At 59.6% G+C, this 19801-nt stretch carries 18 protein-coding genes and 1 pseudogene; 8 read left to right on the top strand and 11 right to left on the bottom strand.

All coding sequences use genetic code 11. The features are described 5' to 3' along the window. Window positions 1–26 precede the first annotated feature (26 nt). A complete protein-coding gene (gene glmS, locus ACT7DV_RS11825; RefSeq protein WP_444662746.1) occupies window positions 27–1898 on the top strand; it encodes a glutamine--fructose-6-phosphate transaminase (isomerizing) in 1872 nt (623 codons plus the stop codon). An 84-nt stretch (window positions 1899–1982) separates the two neighbouring features. Here glmS and ACT7DV_RS11820 read toward each other — a convergent pair whose 3' ends face one another. Further along, window positions 1983–2261, bottom strand: a complete 279-nt coding sequence (locus ACT7DV_RS11820) for an HPr family phosphocarrier protein (protein ID WP_444662745.1) — start codon at window positions 2259–2261, stop codon at window positions 1983–1985. A gap of 46 nt (window positions 2262–2307) precedes the next feature. Next, window positions 2308–3987 carry a phosphoenolpyruvate--protein phosphotransferase gene (gene ptsP / locus ACT7DV_RS11815; RefSeq protein ID WP_444662743.1) on the bottom strand — a complete coding sequence of 560 codons (1680 nt, stop codon included), beginning with the start codon at window positions 3985–3987 and terminating at the stop codon, window positions 2308–2310. A 141-nt stretch (window positions 3988–4128) separates the two neighbouring features. On the opposite strand from ptsP, the gene ACT7DV_RS11810 reads away from it, so the two are divergent. The 5 genes from ACT7DV_RS11810 to ACT7DV_RS11790 all read left to right on the top strand — a co-directional run bounded on the left by ACT7DV_RS11810 (window position 4129) and on the right by ACT7DV_RS11790 (window position 10101). Next, window positions 4129–4851, top strand: a complete 723-nt coding sequence (locus tag ACT7DV_RS11810; RefSeq protein WP_444662742.1) for a TetR/AcrR family transcriptional regulator — start codon at window positions 4129–4131, stop codon at window positions 4849–4851. A 72-nt stretch (window positions 4852–4923) separates the two neighbouring features. Further along, window positions 4924–6885 (top strand): PTS mannitol transporter subunit IICBA, encoded by a 1962-nt coding sequence (locus ACT7DV_RS11805; protein WP_444662741.1) that lies wholly within the window; start codon window positions 4924–4926, stop codon window positions 6883–6885. Next, window positions 6882–8021 carry a mannitol-1-phosphate 5-dehydrogenase gene (locus ACT7DV_RS11800; protein WP_444662739.1) on the top strand — a complete coding sequence of 380 codons (1140 nt, stop codon included), beginning with the start codon at window positions 6882–6884 and terminating at the stop codon, window positions 8019–8021. The genes ACT7DV_RS11805 and ACT7DV_RS11800 overlap by 4 nt, the downstream gene beginning before the upstream one ends. Before the next feature lie 123 nt (window positions 8022–8144). Next, a complete protein-coding gene (locus tag ACT7DV_RS11795) occupies window positions 8145–8495 on the top strand; it encodes a holo-ACP synthase (RefSeq protein ID WP_444662737.1) in 351 nt (116 codons plus the stop codon). Between the two features lie 79 nt (window positions 8496–8574). Then, a complete protein-coding gene (locus ACT7DV_RS11790) occupies window positions 8575–10101 on the top strand; it encodes an NAD(P)H-hydrate dehydratase (RefSeq protein WP_444662735.1) in 1527 nt (508 codons plus the stop codon). A 67-nt stretch (window positions 10102–10168) separates the two neighbouring features. Here ACT7DV_RS11790 and ACT7DV_RS11785 read toward each other — a convergent pair whose 3' ends face one another. From ACT7DV_RS11785 to truA, 5 genes are all read right to left on the bottom strand, one after another. Next, window positions 10169–11539 carry a UDP-glucose dehydrogenase family protein gene (locus tag ACT7DV_RS11785; protein WP_444662733.1) on the bottom strand — a complete coding sequence of 457 codons (1371 nt, stop codon included), beginning with the start codon at window positions 11537–11539 and terminating at the stop codon, window positions 10169–10171. A 147-nt stretch (window positions 11540–11686) separates the two neighbouring features. Further along, a complete protein-coding gene (gene glmM / locus ACT7DV_RS11780) occupies window positions 11687–13033 on the bottom strand; it encodes a phosphoglucosamine mutase (RefSeq protein WP_444662731.1) in 1347 nt (448 codons plus the stop codon). 171 nt (window positions 13034–13204) lie between these two features. Beyond that, window positions 13205–13705 (bottom strand): 30S ribosomal protein S9, encoded by a 501-nt coding sequence (rpsI, locus tag ACT7DV_RS11775; protein WP_060702200.1) that lies wholly within the window; start codon window positions 13703–13705, stop codon window positions 13205–13207. Between the two features lie 38 nt (window positions 13706–13743). After that, on the bottom strand, window positions 13744–14187 hold the full coding sequence (gene rplM / locus ACT7DV_RS11770; RefSeq protein ID WP_022874108.1) for a 50S ribosomal protein L13: 444 nt from the start codon (window positions 14185–14187) through the stop codon (window positions 13744–13746). 325 nt (window positions 14188–14512) lie between these two features. Continuing rightward, window positions 14513–15448, bottom strand: coding sequence for a tRNA pseudouridine(38-40) synthase TruA (truA, locus tag ACT7DV_RS11765; protein ID WP_444662729.1), 936 nt, complete (start codon window positions 15446–15448; stop codon window positions 14513–14515). Between the two features lie 284 nt (window positions 15449–15732). On the opposite strand from truA, the gene ACT7DV_RS11760 reads away from it, so the two are divergent. Together ACT7DV_RS11760 and ACT7DV_RS11755 are read left to right on the top strand one after the other, a co-directional pair. Beyond that, the gene (locus tag ACT7DV_RS11760; protein ID WP_444662727.1) at window positions 15733–16173 is read left to right on the top strand and encodes a hypothetical protein; all 441 of its coding nucleotides are present in this window, start codon (window positions 15733–15735) and stop codon (window positions 16171–16173) included. A gap of 458 nt (window positions 16174–16631) precedes the next feature. Then, window positions 16632–17072, top strand: coding sequence for a hypothetical protein (locus ACT7DV_RS11755; protein ID WP_444662726.1), 441 nt, complete (start codon window positions 16632–16634; stop codon window positions 17070–17072). 129 nt (window positions 17073–17201) lie between these two features. On the opposite strand, the pseudogene rplQ reads toward ACT7DV_RS11755, so the two are convergent. The 4 genes and pseudogenes from rplQ to rpsM all read right to left on the bottom strand — a co-directional run. After that, window positions 17202–17663 (bottom strand): annotated as a pseudogene (rplQ, locus tag ACT7DV_RS11750) (50S ribosomal protein L17); the annotation flags it as partial. A gap of 83 nt (window positions 17664–17746) precedes the next feature. Then, the gene (locus tag ACT7DV_RS11745; RefSeq protein WP_060702204.1) at window positions 17747–18748 is read right to left on the bottom strand and encodes a DNA-directed RNA polymerase subunit alpha; all 1002 of its coding nucleotides are present in this window, start codon (window positions 18746–18748) and stop codon (window positions 17747–17749) included. Window positions 18749–18914: 166 nt separating this feature from the next. Further along, on the bottom strand, window positions 18915–19316 hold the full coding sequence (gene rpsK / locus ACT7DV_RS11740; RefSeq protein ID WP_022874114.1) for a 30S ribosomal protein S11: 402 nt from the start codon (window positions 19314–19316) through the stop codon (window positions 18915–18917). A 43-nt stretch (window positions 19317–19359) separates the two neighbouring features. Further along, on the bottom strand, window positions 19360–19734 hold the full coding sequence (gene rpsM, locus ACT7DV_RS11735; RefSeq protein ID WP_022874115.1) for a 30S ribosomal protein S13: 375 nt from the start codon (window positions 19732–19734) through the stop codon (window positions 19360–19362). Window positions 19735–19801 lie beyond the last annotated feature (67 nt).

The following is a 19801-nucleotide window of genomic DNA, read 5'->3' as shown; positions in this document are numbered from 1 at the left end:
GGCATTGAGCCGGTAGGATTTTACCCATGTGCGGAATTGTTGGATATGCAGGAACCTCGAGCCGAGTCACCGACCACGGTGCCCTCGACGTTCTGATTGAAGGTTTGCGCCGGTTGGAATACCGCGGTTACGACTCGGCTGGTGTCGCAGTTGTCGCCGATGGCGCTATTCACTCTCGCAAGAAGGCCGGCAAGCTGGCCAACTTGGAGAATGAAATTGCTGAAGCTCCACTGCCACAGTCGATGACTGGCATTGGACATACCCGTTGGGCAACCCACGGTGGGCCGAGTGATGGCAACGCCCACCCACACCTCGCCGATGGTGGCAAGCTTGCCATGATCCACAACGGAATTATCGAGAACTTTGCCGGCATCAAGGCCGAGCTGCTCGCTGAAGGCGTCACCTTCCTCTCGGAAACCGACACCGAAGTTGCAGCCGCCTTGCTGGGCAAGATCTACACCAACGAAGCCGAAGGCGATTTGACCCGTGCCATGCAGTTGGCCGTTCAGCGCCTTGAGGGTGCTTTCACCCTTTTGGCTGTCCACCAGGACCACCCAGGTGTTGTTGTTGCTGCGCGCCGCAACTCGCCACTGGTTCTCGGCTTGGGCGATGGCGAGAATTTCCTGGGTTCCGATGTTTCCGGCTTCATCGACTTCACCCGTCGTGCCGTGGAACTGGGCCAGGACCAGATTGTCACCATTACCCCAGATAGCCACTCCATCATCGACTTCAACGGCACCCCTGCAGAGGGCAAGGAATTCACCGTTGACTGGGATGCAGCCAGCGCCGAGAAGGGCGGCTTCGCTTCCTTCATGGAGAAGGAAATCTTCGACCAGCCTGCCGCTGTCGCCGACACCCTGCTGGGCCGCTCGGACGCTAACGGCCGCTTGACCCTCGATGAGCTTCGCATCTCTCCCGAAGAGCTGGCGAAGATCACCAAGATTGTGGTCCTTGCATGCGGCACCAGCGCTTACGCCGGCACCGTAGCAAAGTACGCCATCGAATCCTGGTGCCGCATCCCGGTTGAGGTCGAGCTCTCCCACGAGTTCCGCTACCGCGAACCAATCGTGGACGAGAACACCCTGATTGTGTCCATCTCCCAGTCCGGCGAGACCATGGACACCCTGATGGCTGTGCGCTACGCCAAGGAGCAGGGCGCCAAGACCCTGTCCATCTGCAACACCAACGGGTCCACCATCCCGCGTGAATCCGATGCGGTGCTGTATACCCACGCAGGTCCGGAAATCGCCGTGGCCTCCACCAAGGCATTCCTGGCACAGATCACCGCAACCTACCTGCTGGGCCTGTACCTGGCGCAGCTGCGCGGCAACCTGTTCTCCGGCCAGATCAAGGACATCCTTGCCGACCTGGGCAAGATCCCTTCCAAGATCCAGGACATCCTGGACCGTGCTGAAGAAATCAAGACGGTGGCCCGCAAAATGGCTGACACCCCATCGGTATTGTTCCTGGGCCGCCACGTTGGCTACCCGGTAGCAATGGAAGGCGCCTTGAAGCTCAAGGAAATCGCCTACATCCATGCAGAAGGCTTCGCCGCCGGCGAGCTCAAGCACGGTCCGATCGCCCTGATCGAGCAGGACCAGCCGGTCTTCGTGGTGGTTCCGTCCCCGCGCGGCCGCGACTCCCTGCACTCGAAGGTTGTCTCCAACATCCAGGAAGTTCGCGCCCGCGGTGCAAACACCCTGGTGATCGCGGAGTCCGGCGATGAGGACGTCCGCGCCTACGCGGAGTTCGTCTTCTACGTGCCAGAGACCCCAACCCTGCTGATGCCGTTGCTGACCACCGTTCCGCTGCAGCTGTTCGCTTGCGAGCTGGCTTCAGCCAAGGGCTACGACGTGGACCAGCCGCGCAACTTGGCCAAGTCGGTGACCGTGGAGTAATCCACGCGTCGCCCCACGCAAAGAGTCCACACCATTTTGGTGTGGACTCTTTGCTGTTAATTCAAGAAGATCTCGGCAGGACTACTAGCTGGCGTCGTGGTCGGTTTCCAGGACTGCCGCCAGTGCATCCAACGCTTCTTGCGCGCCGGCATCTTCGCTGCGCAGCACCACCACTTCCCCGTGCCCGGCGCCCAGGCCCATCAGGGTCAGGATGCTGCTGGCATCGCCCGCGTCTTCCGCCGGCTCGCCCTGGCGTGCAATGGTGATGTCAAAGTCGTAGTCGCTGGCGGCCTCGGCGAAGATCGCTGCCGGACGCGCGTGCAAGCCGACCCTGCTGCCGATGGTGGCTGTACGTTCAATCATGGTGTTGTTCCTTCTCTGGTTGTTGGTTCGTGACAGGCTTCTAGGGCTAGAGCCCGAGCTGATCGAGAATGGGCAGGCCGGCGCGCACCTGCTGCTGGGCTTGCTGTGCGGTACGCGCGTTCAGCGCCACCTCGGCCAGTTCCTGCGCCTGCACCAGGGTGACCGAGCGCAGCACCGAGCTGACCGCAGGAATCGAGCGTGCGCTCATGGACAGGGTGGCAACACCCAGGCCCACCAGGACCACCGCCATGGCAGGATCGCCGGCGGACTCCCCGCACACGCCGACCGGGCGCTGGCCTGCCAGCTGCGCGCCGTCCACCGCGTGCTTGACCAGCTGCAAAACGGCAGGCTGCCATCCGGTATTCAGCGCGGCCAAGGAGCCAAGCTGCCGGTCTGCGGCCATCGCGTACTGGGTGAGGTCATTGGTGCCCAGCGAGGCGAACTGCACCGGCTGCAGCACATGCCGGGAGTTGAGCGCTGCGGAGGGCACCTCGATCATCACCCCGGGAGTCTTCAGCCCGGCGTCAGCGCACATCCGGGCAAAGGCCTCGGAATCCTCGACGGTGGAAATCATCGGGGCCATGACCCAGACCTCGGCACTGCTCCCGGCAGCGGCCTGGGCGATAGCCTGCAGCTGGCGCTGCAGCACGCCGGGGTTACTCCAGTCCGTGCGGTAGCCGCGCACGCCCAGCGCGGGATTCGGCTCCGTCGAGTCGGTCAGGAAGGGCAGTGGCTTATCAGCGCCCGCATCCAGGGTGCGGACCACGACCTTCTTGCCGGCAAAGGCATCGAAGACCCCGGCATAGGCGGCAGCCTGTTCCTCCACGCTGGGCTCGCTATCGCGTTCCAGGAAGCAGAATTCCGTACGGAACAATCCAACGCCTTCGGCGCCGTCGGCGGCGGCTCGGCGGGCGCTATCGGCGCCCCCGACGTTGGCCAGCAGCGGCACCGCGTGCCCATCGGCAGTGGCGCCGGTGCCGTCGAAACTCTGCAGCTGGGCCGAGGCCTGCCACCGTTCGGCGGCCTGGCGCTCGGGCTGCCCCGGTTCCAGATGAATCTCTCCGGTGGCGCCATCCACATAGATCTCGGCATCCGCCGGGATCTGCTCGGCGCCAGCAGCGGCCACCACTGCTGGTAGCCCCAGCGAGCGGGCGATGATCGCGGTGTGCGACTGCGGACCGCCTTCAGAGGTCAACAGGGCCAGCACTTGCGCGGGATCCAGGGTGGCCGTGTCGGCTGGAGCAAGGTCCTGCGCTACAAGGATGAACGGGGTGCCGCTGTGCGGGATGCCCGGGGCCGGGGCACCGCGCAGCTCGGCGACGATGCGCTGGCGCACATCCAGCACGTCGGTGGCGCGTTCGGCCATGTACCCTCCCAGGGCGCCCAGCTGGGTGGCCACGTTCTGGGCTGAGTCCCAGATGGCCCGCTCGGCAGAGATGCCGGCGGTGATCTTCTTGGCCGCGGTCTTGAGCAGCATGCTGTCCTTGGCCATGAGAGCGGTGGCTTCCAAGACGGCCTTGGCATCTCCCTGGGCGTGACTGGCCCGGTCTTTGAGCTGTTCATGCACGCGTCCAGCGGCCGCTTTCAGCTGCGCAATCGCGTCCTCGGCTGAGACATCTGGTGACAGCCGCTGCTCGGCGTGCGGTTCTTGAACCGGTTGCGGCATGTGGCGGATTGTTCCGATAATGCGGCCGGGGCTGACCCCGACGCCCTTCAAATTTTGCATGGTCGTTCCTTGTCTTGGCGCGGGCGCACCCATCTCCGCTGCAGTGCGGGTATGGTGCGGGTTTCGCGATAAGTTCTTGGCGTTTGCGCGATGCTGTGATTCAATTCATATAACAGCGCTATAAGTGATAGGGTAACGCTTATGAGTTCCAATGACCAGTTGCCTCCGAAAACTCGCCTGTTGCTAGCAGCCACCGAACTGCTGGCGAATGCAGGCAGCGAGCCGGTGTCGACTCGGCAGATCACCAAACTCGCTGGTGTCACCGCGCCAACCCTTTACCACCACTTCGGAGACAAGGAAGGACTGTTCAATGCAGTAGTCACCGCAGGTTTCGAAGAGTACCTGGAAGGCGAACGAGCCATCAATTTGGATTCCAATCCAATCGAGGACATCCGCCGCCTCTGGGATGGCCATGTGCAGTTTGGCCTTGATAAGACCCACCTTTATCTGGTGTTGTTCGGCAACATCCGCCCCGAGAGCCGCCCGGCAATCGTGGCAGAGGCTGAACAGCTGGTGGCCGAACGGCTTAACCGTGCGGCCATAGCCGGGCAGTTGAAAGTTCCACCGCATGAAGCGGCACGCAGCATCATGGCCGCCAACGTCGGCGTCACCCTGATGCTCATCGCCGAATCAGCGGACCGGAGAAATCTGGAGTTGTCCACGATGACGCGCGACTCCATGATCCAGGCCGTGTTCAACGACGAAGCGCACGCCCAGTTCTCCGAACCCACCAATCAGTCCTCCGTCGTCGTTGCCGCTATTGCCTTGAATGCGGCACTGCAGTCTTCGAACTCCAACGAGCTATCCAGTACAGAACTCAAGCTGTTTTTGGAATGGCTTCACAGGATCTCTTCCTCCGGATAGCCTCGAAGTCCCACGACCACCCATAATCTCCAGATCTACTACCCGCCCACGGGCGAATTCTTAGGATTAGTCATGGAAACAGAAACGGTTGAAAAACCACGCGCCGGCTTGAGAGTCGGTGTCCAGAAGTTCGGCACCTTCCTCTCGGGCATGATCATGCCCAATATCGGCGCATTCATCGCCTGGGGCCTGATAACAGCCCTGTTCATCCCGGACGGCTTCCTGCCAAACGAGAAGCTGGCACTGCTGGTGAGCCCGATGATCACCTTCCTGTTGCCGCTGCTCATCGGCTATACCGGCGGACATGCCATCTACGGCTTGCGCGGCGGCGTTGTCGGCGCCGCGGCAACCATGGGCGTGATCGTGGGAACCGATATCCCGATGTTCATTGGCGCGATGATCATGGGCCCGCTGGCGGCTTGGGTCATGCAGAAGCTGGATGCGCTGTGGGAAGGCCGCATCAAGCCCGGTTTCGAGATGCTGGTGAACAACTTCTCGGCGGGTATTCTTGCCGCCATCATGGCCATCATCGGCATGCTGCTCGTGGGCCCAGCCGTCAAGGCCTTCAGCCAGGGCGCAGCCACCGCAGTTGATTTCCTGGTCCAGCATGGCCTGCTGCCGCTGACCAGCATCCTGATCGAGCCGGCCAAGATCCTGTTCCTGAACAACGCCATCAACCACGGCATCCTCACCCCGCTGGGCACCGAGGAATCCTTGAACGCCGGAAAGTCGATGCTGTTCCTGCTCGAGTCCAACCCCGGCCCGGGTCTCGGACTGCTGCTGGCCTACACGGTCTTCGGACGCGGCATGGCCCGCGCCTCGGCTCCCGGTGCCGCGCTGATCCAGTTCGTCGGCGGTATCCACGAAATCTACTTCCCTTACGTGCTGATGAAGCCAGTAATCGTTCTAGCTCCGATCCTCGGCGGCATGACCGGCGTCTTCACCCTGGTGGTGACCGGTGCCGGCCTGCGATCGCCTGCGGCCCCGGGCAGCATCTTGGCCGTATTCGCCGCGGCTTCCTCGGATAGCTATCTCGGCGTCACCCTCTCAGTGCTCTTTGCCACCATCGTCTCCTTTGTCGTGGCAGGTCTGATCCTGAAGCTGAGCAAGAACACCGAAGGCGACGAGCTGGGTGAAGCCACCTCGAAGATGGAGGCCATGAAGGGCAAGAAGAGCTCGGTAGCTTCTGCTTTGGTTTCCGCGGCCGCCACCTCTGGTCCAATCCGCACCGTCGTTTTTGCTTGCGATGCAGGCATGGGCTCGAGCGCCATGGGCGCTTCGGTATTGCGCAACAAGATCAAGGACGCCGGCTTTGGCGACGTCAAGGTCACCAACTCGGCCATTGCCAACCTGACCGATACCTACGACATCGTGGTGACGCATCAGGACCTCGCGGATCGCGCCAAGCCGAAGACCGGAAGTGCCACGCACGTCTCGGTGGACAACTTCATGAACAGCCCACGCTATGACGAAATCGTTGAGCTGGTGCGCACGAGCAACACTGTCCCAGCCGATGCCGCGTCTGCCGAAACCGTCCCGGCGGCTCCCGCTGCTGCGGACGCAGCCTCCGAGTACGTGAATGCCGAAGCCCAGCCAGCCCACGAGGTTCTGGCGGCTGATGGCGTGGTGCTCCAGGGCACCGCGACCGAGCGCGATGCAGCCATCGACGAGGTAGGACAGTTGCTGATGCAGCGTGGTTCCGTGGACACGGACTACGTGTTGGCCATGCACGAACGCGAGACCTCGGTGTCCACCTACATGGGCAACTTCTTGGCCATCCCGCACGGCACCAATGACGCCAAGGAGCATATCAACCACTCGGCCGTCGCCGTGGTCCGCTACCCGGAAGGCATCGACTGGGGCGGCAAGGACGTGAAGTTTGTCGTGGGTGTTGCGGGCTTGAACAATGAACATCTGAAGATCCTGGCCTCCATTGCCAAGATCTTCACCAACAAGGACCAGGTCGCCCAGTTGGAGCAGGCCACCTCCGTCGAGGAAATCCTTGATCTATTCGGAAAGGTCAACACCAAGTGAAAGCCGTACATTTTGGAGCGGGAAACATCGGCCGGGGCTTCGTTGGCTTGCTGCTGCACGAAGCCGGCTATGAGATCGTCTTCGCTGACGTAGCTGCAGAGCTCATCGACAGCCTTGCCGCTGCCGAGAGCTACACCGTGCATGAAGTTGGACAGCAAGGACAGGACAAGGTCGTCACCGGCTTCAGCGCCCTGAATTCCGGTTCCCAGCAGGCCGAGGTCATCGAACAGATCGCCACGGCGGACCTGGTGACCACCGCGGTGGGCCCGCACATTCTGAAGTTCGTCGCCCCAGCTATCGCACAGGCCCTGGCCCAGCGCCCAGCCCAGTTGGCTCCGTTGCACGTGATGGCCTGCGAGAATGCCATCAATGCCACCGATATCCTGCAGCAGGAAATCCAGGGAGCATGGGAGGGCACGGAGCAGGAACTGGCCTCCCGCGCCATCTTCGCCAACACCGCGGTGGATCGCATTGTCCCGGCACAGGCACCAGGGCAGAACCTGGATGTCACCGTTGAGACCTTCTACGAGTGGGTCATCGACCGCACCCCCTTCAATGGCAACGAGCCAGTGATCCCCGGGGCAACCTTCGTTGATGAATTGCTGCCGTACATTGAACGCAAGCTGTTCACCGTGAATACGGGACATGCCAGCGCAGCGTACTTCGGCGCCGCAGCGGGAATTGAGAAGATCTCTGATGCGATGGATGATGAGCAGATCTCGCAAAAGGTGAATGCAGTCCTGCAGGAGACCAAGGCGCTGCTGGTGACCAAGCACGGACTGGATCCAGTAGCGCAGGAAGCCTATGTGCAGAAGATCCTGACCCGCTTCACCAACCCGCACCTGCCTGACACCGTGGGCCGCGTGGGCCGTGCGCCAATGCGCAAGCTCAGCCGCCATGAACGATTCATCGGCCCAGCTGCGGACCTGGCTGAACGCGGAATGCCAACCTCTGCCTTGGCTCTAGCCATTGCCGCGGCTCTGCAGTTCAACGCACCAGGAGATGAAGAGGCCGTGACCCTGCACCAGATCCTGGCAAGCCAGTCCCCTGATGAGGCCACCGCCTCGATCACCGGACTAGAGCCAGAGCATCCGCTCTTCGCGCAGGTCAGCTCGCTCATCGCTGAAGCTGTCTAGCAGCAGGGTTTGTGCAAACTCGCGGGGTTCCGCGTTGCCATGGGGCAACGCGCAACCCCGCGATTTTGTATCCGAGAACCATCCAGGCATTTCGCCCAGATGGCGGCCGATATAATGGAATCCATGATTGCAGGTATCGGAGTGGACATTGTCGACGTGCCCCGTTTTGGCCGACAACTCGAAAAGACCCCGCGCCTGAGAGAACGCCTCTTCACGGAAGAAGAACGCGACCTGCCTCTGCGCTCGCTGGCCGCCCGCTTTGCAGCCAAGGAAGCCATCGCCAAAGCGCTTGGCGGACCCGCTGGGATGAACTGGCAAGACTGCACCATCCGCAAAGATGAAGCCGGGGATCCACAAATCCACAACACCGGATCCGTCGCCAAAGCCAGCGAACAGCGGGGAATCACTTCATGGCATCTGACCATGTCACACGATGGCGACATGGCCATCGCCATGGTCATTGCCGAAAGCTAACACTTCCAGAACAAAAGAATAACGACACGATTGGCATTAAATAAGGATTCAGACGACCGCCTTGAGTATTGTTTGAATTATGATCCCTGTCTACAGTGTTGCGCAGATTCGTGCGGTTGAGGCCCAGGAGATTTCCAAGCGCGGCGAAGCGAGCCTGATGAAGCAAGCCGCCGCCGAATTGGCTTCAACGGCAGCCACCATGCTGGCCGAAAAACCAGGCACGGAACCTGCCTTTGTTATCGCCCTGATTGGACCCGGCAATAACGGTGGAGATGGCCTTTATGCACTGGCTCAGCTCCAGGAGCAAGGAATCTCCACGCTCGCCTTACAGTTCGGGGACCACGTACATGCCGAGGCCGCCACAGCGTACCAGAACGCTGGCGGAACACTGACTGATTATTCTGATGGTCAAAGTGAACTGGCTAATGCTTCACTGGTCATCGACGCGCTGTACGGCTTGGGGTACCGCGCTGGTTCCCCACTGCCGACACTTCCTGCACACAGCCGCGTGCTTGCTTGCGACGTACCCTCGGGGTTGCACCCGGATACCGGGGTCGCTGAAGACAACGTGTTGCGCGCCGAGCGCACCGTGACCTTTGGTGCCATGAAGTCGGGGCTGCTGACCGTTGATGCACCACTGGTCACCGGGGAAATCTCCATTGCTTGTCTTGGATTTGATTTTTCTGCAGTGGCACCCGAAACCCAGCTGGTCGATGAGTCTGCTGCGCAAGAACTTCTGGACGAGCACCGTTCGTGGCGCGACGCTGGACGCCACAAGTACCAGCGCGGAGTCTTGGGCCTGATCGCAGGCTCTGACCTCTATCCTGGTGCTGCCCAGCTGACAGCCAAGGCGGCCGTGAACTGCGGTGTCGGCTTGCTGCGTACTCATGTTCCGGACTCCGTGCGCCCATTGGTTGCCGTCTCGGTTCCGGAATCCGTCCCGCTGGATGATCAGCAGATCAAGGAAGCACTCTCTTCCTCGCGTCGCCACCTGCATGGCAAGGGTGCCAAGATCTCGGCCTGGGCCATCGGTCCCGGCCTTGACGGACGGACTCCCCCAACTGGTGTCATTGCCGAAGTGTTCGCCAGCCGCCAGCCAGCGGTCATTGACGCTTCTGGCCTGGAAGTCGTTCCAACTGGCCCCAGCGAACAACCACGCGTCCTGACCCCGCATGCCAAGGAACTGCGGATGCTGCTGGGCCGCGCCGGCGTCAAGGTGACCCCCGACGAAATTGCCCAGGATCCGATCCGGTGGACCCGCTGGGCTGCCTTGGCCTACAACGCAGTTGTCCTTCTGAAGGGTCCGACCAACTACATCGTCGCCCCGAATGGCAGCAGCCTCGTGGTAACCCACTCGTCGCCTCAGTTGGCCACAGCCGGCAGCGGCGACGTGCTCACGGGCATCCTCGGCTACCTGCTTTCCGACGGATCCCTGACCGGTACGCAGGGCATGCGAACCGTGCCTAACCGTCGCATCATGGAACTCTCTGCCTGTGCTGCGATCATCCACGGCCACCTTGGACGAATGACTGCAGAAGATGGAACGGTCAGCGCTTCGCGCCTGATCGATAACCTGCCAAAGGTCATGAAGCACTTCGGCTTCTAGGCGTCAACGCCAAGAGGCAAAAATGCGGTTGTCTTTCGACAACCGCATTTCTGCTATCCACGTAGCGCTAGGACTGAACCGGAACCGGCCCGGTTGCAACGTTGTTGCTGTTGAGCTCGAAATACTCGCCTGGACCGGTCATGACCCAGCCCTGCTCGCGCCAGGCCGGACGGTCCAGCACGTTGCGGCCGTCGATGAGCATCTTCGATGCCACGACTTCACCCAGCTGTTGCGGATCCAGATCGCGGAATTCCTGCCACTCGGTCAGCACCAAGGTCAGGTCTGCGTTGCGGGCAGCTTCCTGATGCGAATCCACGTAGTTCAAACGCGGGAAGCGGCCTGCGGCATTGGCATTGCCCTCAGGGTCATAGACCGAGACTTCGGCGCCAGCGTTATACAGGCGTACCGCGATGTCCAATGCAGGGGAATCGCGCACGTCATCACTGTTGGGCTTGAACGTGACTCCGAGGACGCAAATATGCTTGCCAGCCAGCACATTGCCCAGCATATTTTCAGCCAGCGAAACAACGCGGTCTCGACGGCGCAGGTTGATCTGGTCAACCTCGGAGAGGAAGTTCATGGTCTGGGTCAGCCCGAGCTCGCTCACGCGCGCTTGGAGGGCGCGAATGTCCTTCGGCAGGCATCCACCGCCAAAGCCCACTCCGGCGTTCAGGAAACGACGGCCAATGCGCTTATCGTGGCCAATGGCGTCGGCCAGGGTCTTGATGTCGCCGCCCACGGTTTCAGTCACCTCGGCAAAGGCATTGATGAAAGAAATCTTTGTCGCCAGGAACGCATTGGCGGCCACCTTGACCAGCTCCGCGGTCTCAAGGTCGGTGACGATTTCAGGGATTTCCTGGGCCAGCACCGGTGCGTACACTTCGCGCAGCAGCTCAAGGCCGCGCTCGCCTTCAAGGCCATAGACCAGGCGGTCAGGCCGCAGCGTATCGTTCACCGCGAAACCTTCACGCAAGAATTCAGGATTCCATGCCAGCGCAATGGAGCTTCCGGGCTTGGCATCTTGAGCAATTTTTTCGCTCAACCGGCGGGCGGTGCCCACCGGCACGGTCGACTTGCCGACAATCAAGGCTTCCGAGGTGATGTGCTCAAGCAGCGAGTCGACAGCCCCGTCTACGTAAGACATGTCTGCTGACTGCGAATCAGCACGCTGGGGCGTACCCACGGTAATGAAATGGATATCCGCGTTGGCCGCTACATCGGCATAGTCGTCGGTGAATCGCAGGCGTCCGGAGGAAACATGTTTGCGCAGCAGTTCCGGCAGGCCTGGTTCATGGAAGGGCAGCACGCCGGCGGCCAGCGCATCGAGCTTGGCCTTATCCACATCGACGCCGATGACTTCATAGCCCAATTCGGCCATGCAGGCGGCATGGGTTGCACCGAGGTAGCCGGTGCCGATCACGCTGATGCGTAGAGTCACGAAAGTCCTTCTCTCCGAGAACACGAACCGATGTCTGTTTCTACTTGTTAGCATGCCACACCCCCGCAGGCTGTTCTTATGCAGAACACCCTGCGGGGGTGTGAGTTTTCTTGATATTTCCGTACTAGTTGCCGAACGCCCGCTGAACTACAGGGAAAGGTGTTCCTTGACCGAGGCGCTCAGTGTCTCGGCTTCAGCCTGGGCCTGGTCATGCGTAGCCGCTTCAACCATGACGCGAACCACTGGCTCGGTGCCCGATGGACGCAAGAGCACGCGGCCGGTGGAACCCAAACGGGCTTCCGCGGCAGCGATATCCCGCTGCAGCGGCTCGCAATCCGGTGCCGCAGCCTTGTCCACGCCACGGACGTTGATCAGCACCTGCGGCAGGACTGTCAGCACCGAGGCGAGTTCCTTCAAGGTTTTGCCGGTGGCCTTCACCCGGGCTGCGATCATCAGGCCGGTCAGAACGCCGTCACCGGTGGTTGCGTGCTTGGAGAAGATCACGTGGCCTGACTGCTCGCCGCCAAGCGAGTAGTTTCCTTCGTGCATTCCTTCAAGTACGTAGCGATCCCCCACACCAGTCTGCTTCAACGTGATCCCTGCAGCCTCCATGGCCAGATTCAAGCCGAGGTTGCTCATCACGGTGGCAACAAGCGTGTCATCCTTCAGCTCACCGCGGTCTTTCATGTCCAGCGCCATGATAGCCATGATCTGGTCGCCATCGACAATGGAGCCTTCGTGGTCTACCGCGAGGCAACGGTCTGCGTCACCGTCGTGGGCGATGCCCAGATCAGCTTGGTGCTCCAACACGGCAGCCTGCAGCTTCGCCAAGTGGGTGGATCCATAGCCATCATTGATGTTGATGCCATCTGGGTCTGCGCCAATGACGATGACATCGGCGCCTGCAGCCTTGAATACTTCTGGTGAGCAGCCCGAAGCTGCACCGTGGGCGCAATCCAGAACGACCTTCAAACCGTCGATGCGGTTAGGCAGCGCCTGCAGCAGGTGCATGACGTAGCGGTCTTCAGCGTCGGCGAAACGTGCGACGCGGCCCACTTCGCCACCGGTTGGGCGGGGCTTGGGCATTTTCAGGCACGCTTCAATGGCGTCTTCCAAAGAGTCATCGAGCTTCTTGCCACCGCGGGCCAAGAACTTGATTCCGTTATCCGGAGCTGCGTTGTGCGACGCGGAGATCATGACACCGAAATCAGCGTCCAGGTCCCCTACCAGGAAGGCTGCTGCGGGAGTTGGCAGCGTGCCTGCGTCCATGACGTCCACACCTGAGGCGGCGAGGCCGGCCTCAATTGCTGCGGAGAGGAAGTCACCGCTGATACGCGGATCTTTTGCCACCACCGCAACAGGCTTGTGCCCGTCTTCAGGTTGGCTCAAGCCCAGCACCACGGATGCTGCCTGCGCCAGCTCCAGCGCCAACTCGGGAGTTAACAGTTCGTTTGCTTTTCCTCGGACCCCATCGGTCCCAAATAATCTTGCCATCGTTTCCAATCATATGCCCTCTACTTCGATTTATCTTCGTTGAAGAGATGCGACGGGTGTGGAATGGGAGAAGATTATTATCGACCCCGAGAATGCCACCGTTAATGGACCAAAGGCCCCAACTTCCCTTGCGGGATGTTGGAGCCTCCGGAAAAGACCTTGAAGTAAGGTTTAGCGCTTCGAGAACTGCGAAGCCTTACGTGCCTTCTTCAGACCAGCCTTCTTGCGCTCGATGACGCGTGCGTCACGAGTCAAGTAGCCAGCCTTCTTCAGGGTTGCGCGGTTTGCATCGCGATCGATCTCGTTCAGCGAGCGAGCGATACCCAAACGCAGTGCACCGGCCTGGCCGGAAATGCCGCCACCGTTGATACGAGCGATAACGTCGTAAGCACCCTCAAGACCAAGGATCTTGAAAGGCTCGTTGACGTCCTGCTGGTGCAGCTTGTTAGGGAAGAAGTTCTCCAGGGTGCGACCGTTAACGGTCCACTTGCCGGTACCTGGTACCAGGCGAACGCGGGCGATAGCCTGCTTGCGACGGCCAACTGCTGCACCTGGAACGGTCAGCGGAGCGCGCTCGGTTTCGGCAACTACGGCCGAAGCAGAGGTCTCGGTGGTGTAAGTCGAAGGGGTCTCGCCTTCGAATTCAGTGGTTTCTTCAGCGTTCTGAGCCACGATAATCTCCTATTAAGTATTTCTTCTCGGGGCCAGGACTACTGAGCGACCTGGGTGATTTCCAGTGCCTTTGGCGACTGAGCAGCGTGTGGGTGCTCGGCGCCGCGGTATACCTTCAGCTTCGAGAGCTGAGCAGCAGACAGCTTGTTCTTAGGCAGCATGCCCTTGATAGCCTTCTCAACAGCCAGAACTGGGTTCTTCTCCAGCAGATCTGCATAGTTGATGCTCTTCAAGCCACCTGGGAAACCGGAGTGGCGGTAAGCGCGCTTGTTCTCAAGCTTCTTACCGGTCAGTGCAACCTTTTCTGCGTTGATGATGATGACATGGTCGCCCATGTCCATGTGTGCAGCGAAGGTTGGCTTGTGCTTGCCGCGCAGCAGGGTTGCGGCCTGGACGGCGAGACGGCCGAGTACTACATCGGTGGCGTCAATGACATACCACTGACGAGTCTGGTCAGCCGGCTTTGGGGTGTACGTACGCACAGTAATTGCCTTACGTTGATTCGTTTCTGGTCAAACAGTCGCTTGGCTGAAGGCGGTGAGATCCCCCAGTGACAGGCACTGTCGTGTTGTTCTTGTGTTTAGACCAGTACGTCAGGTGAGGACTGATGATAACCGGCCGTCCATATGTTGTTCGCACACCCAGCAGACCAGCGACTATGCAACTAAGCCGTCACGCTTGGGCGTGTAGTGTCGAACGTGGACATACACAACTCATAAAAGTTTAGCGGATTAAAGTGTTTCCGGCCAAAAAAGCATCTGCGTCGTGAGCAACAACACCCTTAAGATCCCGGGGATTATCGGCCGCTCAAGCCTGGGCCGATGCTTCTCCAGCTTCATCTTCGCTGCGCCGAGCTCGCGTCTGCAAAGCCCGGGCGGCCAGCTCGCCGGCGTCTGGATAGTAGACCTCTTCGAGAACAAGCGCCCGCGGATGCGAGAGCTTGGTCTTGGAATCGCGCACCATCTGCTCCAGCCGAGCCGCCAGGAATCCAGGCTTCTCACGCCCATCCCCCACCATCATGGCCGCCCCGATGAGAGCGCGGACCATATTGTGGCAGAAAGCATCGGCTCTCAAATGAGCGAGGATCAGCCCATCAGCACCACGGGTGAAGCTGAACTCCTGCAATGTACGAATGGTCGTCGCATGAGGACGTGGCTTGCAGTAGGTCAGGAAGTCGTGGCGCCCCAACACACTCTGCGCTTCGCGGTTCATGGCTTCAACGTCCAGCTCTTCGCGGTGCCATGTAGTCAGATGCCGGGTGAGCGGATCCCAGCGGTGCTGGCCATCGGCAATGCGGTAGGAGTACCGGCGGGCCAACGCCGAGAAGCGGGCATCAAAGCCTTCGGGAGCGCGCAGAGCTTCGTGGACCCAGACGGCTCCGTCCTGGCGGCCAAGGATGCCATTGATTCGGCGTACCAAAGCTGGGCCAGGTTCCAGCGAGGCCTTGCGCGGCAGGCTGTCATATTCATCCTGCGTCAAATCGAAATGCACTACCTGTCGGCGCGCGTGCACACCGGCATCGGTGCGGCCTGCAACAACAACGCGCACCCTGCGGCGCACCAGCATTTCCAGTGCCTCTTCCACGAGCTGCTGCACGCCGATGACATTGGGCTGGCGCGCCCAGCCGTTGTAGGCGGCACCGTCGTAGCCGAGCACCATCTGCATGCGGATCCATGCGGGGGTTTCGGTGCTTCCTACTGCGGAAGTTCCCATTGGATCGAGGCTGTCAGGCTGCGTGCTCATACCCTCAATTATGCGTGTTCTCATGCATCTAGATCCAATTGGCACCGATACGCGCGACGCCCAACATCCTGCAGCGATACTCGCTCATCACATGGATTCCAGCGTTTCTGGACTCCTCCATGGATCATGCTCTACGTGCGTAGTTTGCGATCGGCCGGCTTGGTTATGCAACGAGCTTCATACTGTAACTCCTACGACAACGATATTTTCCGCATGTAGAGTAAAGGTCAATTGCCAACTTGGATCATATCCATTGGGGCCCATCATCACTACATGAGGAACACATGCTCAAGAAAATTGGCGTGACGACAGCCGTTGTTGCACTTGGACTCTCAGCCCTGACCGGTTGCTCGTCAGGAAAACTCTCCACTGAAGAAACCTGCACTTTGCTCACTGACAATGCTAAAGAATTGAGCCTCGCAGAGACAACTGATAGTGCCGTACAAGATATGCTCGATGGCGACGGCGACGGTTTTAAGGCAAAGATGGCTGAGGTTACTGCCTTCTTGCAAGAGGCATCAGACAAAACCGAAGATGAGAAATTGGCAGAAGCTCTGCAAGCCTCTATCGATCAGAACAACCAAATGATTGAACTCATGACCGACAATGATCTGACATTGATGGAAAAGTCGTCAAAGGTTCAGGGCCTCAGCACCGCAGAAGATTCCAAGACAATGGCCTATGTGAGTACGGCGTGTCCAAGCCTCGCGGAATTGGGCCAATAGCGACTACGCTGCATGAAAAAGCACGGCCCCCAAAAAATTCGGTGGCTATACACTGAACTGGTTCAATTCGTGAAGAGCCTCTCCTGTACTTTGATTTAGCTATGCCCTTCCCACCGGACACCGCCTTATCGCCTGGAGCGGCCTGCATCAGGCCAGCGGCAACACCGCCTCGTTTACTCTTCTTAAGACATGCCCGCTAATCGATGAACCGCTGTTGTCGTCCAAGACCGGCTGATCTTACGACGGAAGGCTAAAAAGGAACATAGCAAAAGCGCTTCGCTTATAAAGGTCTGTTGTGGCCGCATCGGTTGCTATTCATTCGCGCCATCGGATGCTTGAGCCTGCATGTTGCCTTGTCGCCGGACCAACATATCGACGTCGCTTGTGTAGGCTTAAAACAATGTTGACAAGGCTTTCAATGCCCGCAGTCACCCGATCATCCCAAGGCAAGGAATTACATGCTCAAGAAGGTTGCTGCTAGCGCCGCAGTGCTGACGCTGGCCGCTACGGCTATCACCGGTTGCTCCTCGGGAAAGCTGAAGACCGAAGAGACCTGTTCTTACATCAATGACCAGGTTGCTGAAAAAGACTTGCTGCACAAGGCGGACGATCTCAGCGAGCAGCTCATCGCCGGTGAGACCAAGGACTACGCGAAGATCATGGACGAATTCGATGCGATCCTGGTGGACGCGGCGTCCAAGACCAAGGACAAGAAACTTGTTGATGCCTTGACCGCTGCCTCGCAGCAGAGTCAGGAAATCTCCAAGCTCATGGCACAGGGCACCAAGGAGAACGTCACTGAGATCTCTGAAAAGATCTCGGCGCTGGATACCGACGACGCGGCAGAAGCCACGGCCTATCTGGATGAGGCCTGCCCGGATATGGAGAGCTTCAGCTAGGCCTCCAGCGTTCTGCTCCCCCGGTTCCTGCTGATTAAAGCAAAAAAGATTCCCGTTGTTTCCTTTCGGATCCAACGGGAATCTTTTTATCACCCCTGGGGGTGCGAGCTTCAGCTCGAAGGGGGCTTATGCCTCTTCGGTGGCCTCTGCCTCAGGTGCTTCAGCAGCCTTCTCGGCAGCCTTGGTGGCTTCCTTGACGACGGCCTGCTTTGGCGAAACTGGCTCCATCACGAGCTCGATAACAGCCATAGGAGCGTTGTCGCCCTTGCGGTTGCCGATCTTGGTGATGCGGGTGTAGCCACCCTCGCGGTTTGCCATTGCTGGTGCGATGTTCTCGAACAGCTCGTGAACGATCGACTTGTTGGTGCGCGAACGCGAAGCGATGACAGCCTGAACGCGACGACGCGATGCCAGGTCTCCGCGCTTAGCGAAGGTGATCAGGCGCTCTGCGTGTGGACGCAGACGCTTGGCGCGGGTCAGGGTGGTGGTGATCTTCTTGTTCTCGAAGAGCTGTGCCGACATGTTAGCGAAAATCAGTCGCTCATGTGCTGCACTGCCGCCGAGACGCGGACCCTTGGTAGGGGTAGGCATTGTGGTTCTCCTAGATGAATAACCCGTCCGGCACGATCTTCTCGTGCCAGCGGATGAAGTAGTGTGTCGCTAGACGCGGGTCTTTACAGACCTTCGTCGTATTCGTCGCCATCTTCGAGGGCGCTACGAGCGGCCAGATCAAATCCTGGAGGGGAATCCTTCAGGGCCAGACCCAGTTCAACCAGCTTGGCCTTGACTTCGTCAATGGACTTTGCACCGAAGTTGCGGATGTCCATCAAGTCTGCCTCGGAGCGGGTAACGAGTTCACCCACAGAGTGGATGCCCTCACGCTTCAAGCAGTTGTACGAACGAACGGTCAGTTCCAGATCCTCGATCGGCAGTGCCATGTCGGCAGCCATGGCTGCGTCCGTTGGTGATGGACCGATTTCGATACCTTCAGCTGCGGTGTTCAGTTCGCGGAACAAGCCGAACAGCTCAACCAGGGTGGTACCTGCGGATGCCACGGCATCGCGCGGGGCGATCGACTCCTTGGTCTCCACGTCAACGATCAGGCGATCGAAGTCGGTGCGCTGCTCAACACGGGTGGCTTCCACGCGGAAAGTCACCTTCAGAACTGGGGAGTAGATCGAATCCACAGGGATGCGGCCGATCTCGCCATCGATGTTCTTGTTCTGAGCGGCAGACACATAGCCACGGCCACGCTCAATGGTCAGTTCCATATCGAACTTGCCGTTGGCGTTCAAGGTTGCAATATGCAGATCAGGGTTGTGGAACTCCACACCGGCTGGCGGGGTGATGTCCGCTGCAGTAACGATGCCCGGGCCCTGCTTGCGCAGGTAGGCAACGACTGGCTCGTCGTGCTCGGAAGAAACCGACAGGTTCTTGATGTTCAAGACCAGTTCGGTGACATCTTCCTTGACACCGGCTACGGTGGTGAACTCGTGCAGTACTCCGTCAATTCGAACACTGGTGACAGAGGCACCAGGGATCGAGGAGAGCAGGGTACGGCGAAGCGAGTTACCCAGGGTGTAGCCAAAGCCTGGCTCCAGTGGTTCAATGACGAACCGGGAGCGGTTTTCGGCAACTACTTCTTCGGTCAGGGTTGGGCGCTGCGTAATGAGCACTTACATTTCCTTTCAGCGAGCGTCCGCTATATGACGCTTCACGGGGGTGGAAACGACGGTAGCCTTAGGTGGCCGTTCGTCTTTTGCAGGCGAATGAGTCCAAGATAGCCACCGGAGCATTCTGTGAATGCTTCGGTGACTTCTTAGGCCTAGCCTAGCGAATCAATTAGACGCGGCGACGCTTTGATGGGCGGCAACCGTTGTGAGCGCTTGGGGAAACATCCTGGATGGATCCAACCTCAAGGCCAGCAGCCTGCAGCGAACGGATCGCGGTTTCGCGTCCCGAGCCCGGGCCCTTGACGAAAACGTCAACCTTGCGCATGCCGTGCTCCTGAGCGCGCTTTGCAGCAGCTTCAGCAGCCATCTGGGCAGCGTATGGGGTCGACTTGCGCGAGCCCTTCATGCCTACCTCGCCGGCCGAAGCCCACGAGATCACAGCGCCAGTCGGATCGGTGATCGAAACGATGGTGTTGTTGAAGGTGCTCTTGATATGCGCCTGTCCCTGCGCAATATTCTTTTTGTCCTTGCGACGCGGCTTACGTACCGCTCCACGAGTCTTTGGGGGCATTTCTTCTCCTACGAAAAAAGTATTTGAGTTAGATCGCTAAGATTTAGCGAGTCTTCTTCTTACCTGCGACGGTACGCTTCGGGCCCTTGCGGGTACGTGCGTTGGTCTTGGTGCGCTGACCGCGGACCGGCAGGCCCTTACGGTGACGAATACCTTCGTAGGATCCGATTTCTACCTTACGGCGGATGTCAGCCTGAACCTCACGGCGCAGGTCACCTTCTACCTTGTAAGTGCCTTCGACGAAGTCGCGCAGCTGCACGAGCTGGTCATCGGTGAGATCCTTGACGCGAGTGTCCGGGTTGATACCGGTCGCTGCGATGGTCTCTTCTGCACGGGTCTTGCCCACGCCGTAGATGTAAGTCAGCGCGATGATTACGCGCTTCTCGCGTGGAATATCCACGCCTGCTAAACGAGCCAAGTGGCTACCTTTCAACGAACGGAGGTCTGGAGCAGTATCATCCGTGATCTCTCACGGCCCCGGCCTC

Source organism: Glutamicibacter sp. TV12E, assembly GCF_052441935.1.
Lineage (GTDB): Bacteria > Actinomycetota > Actinomycetes > Actinomycetales > Micrococcaceae > Glutamicibacter.
Note: the sequence above shows the minus strand (reverse complement) of the source record. Positions and strands in the feature narration are given on the sequence as shown.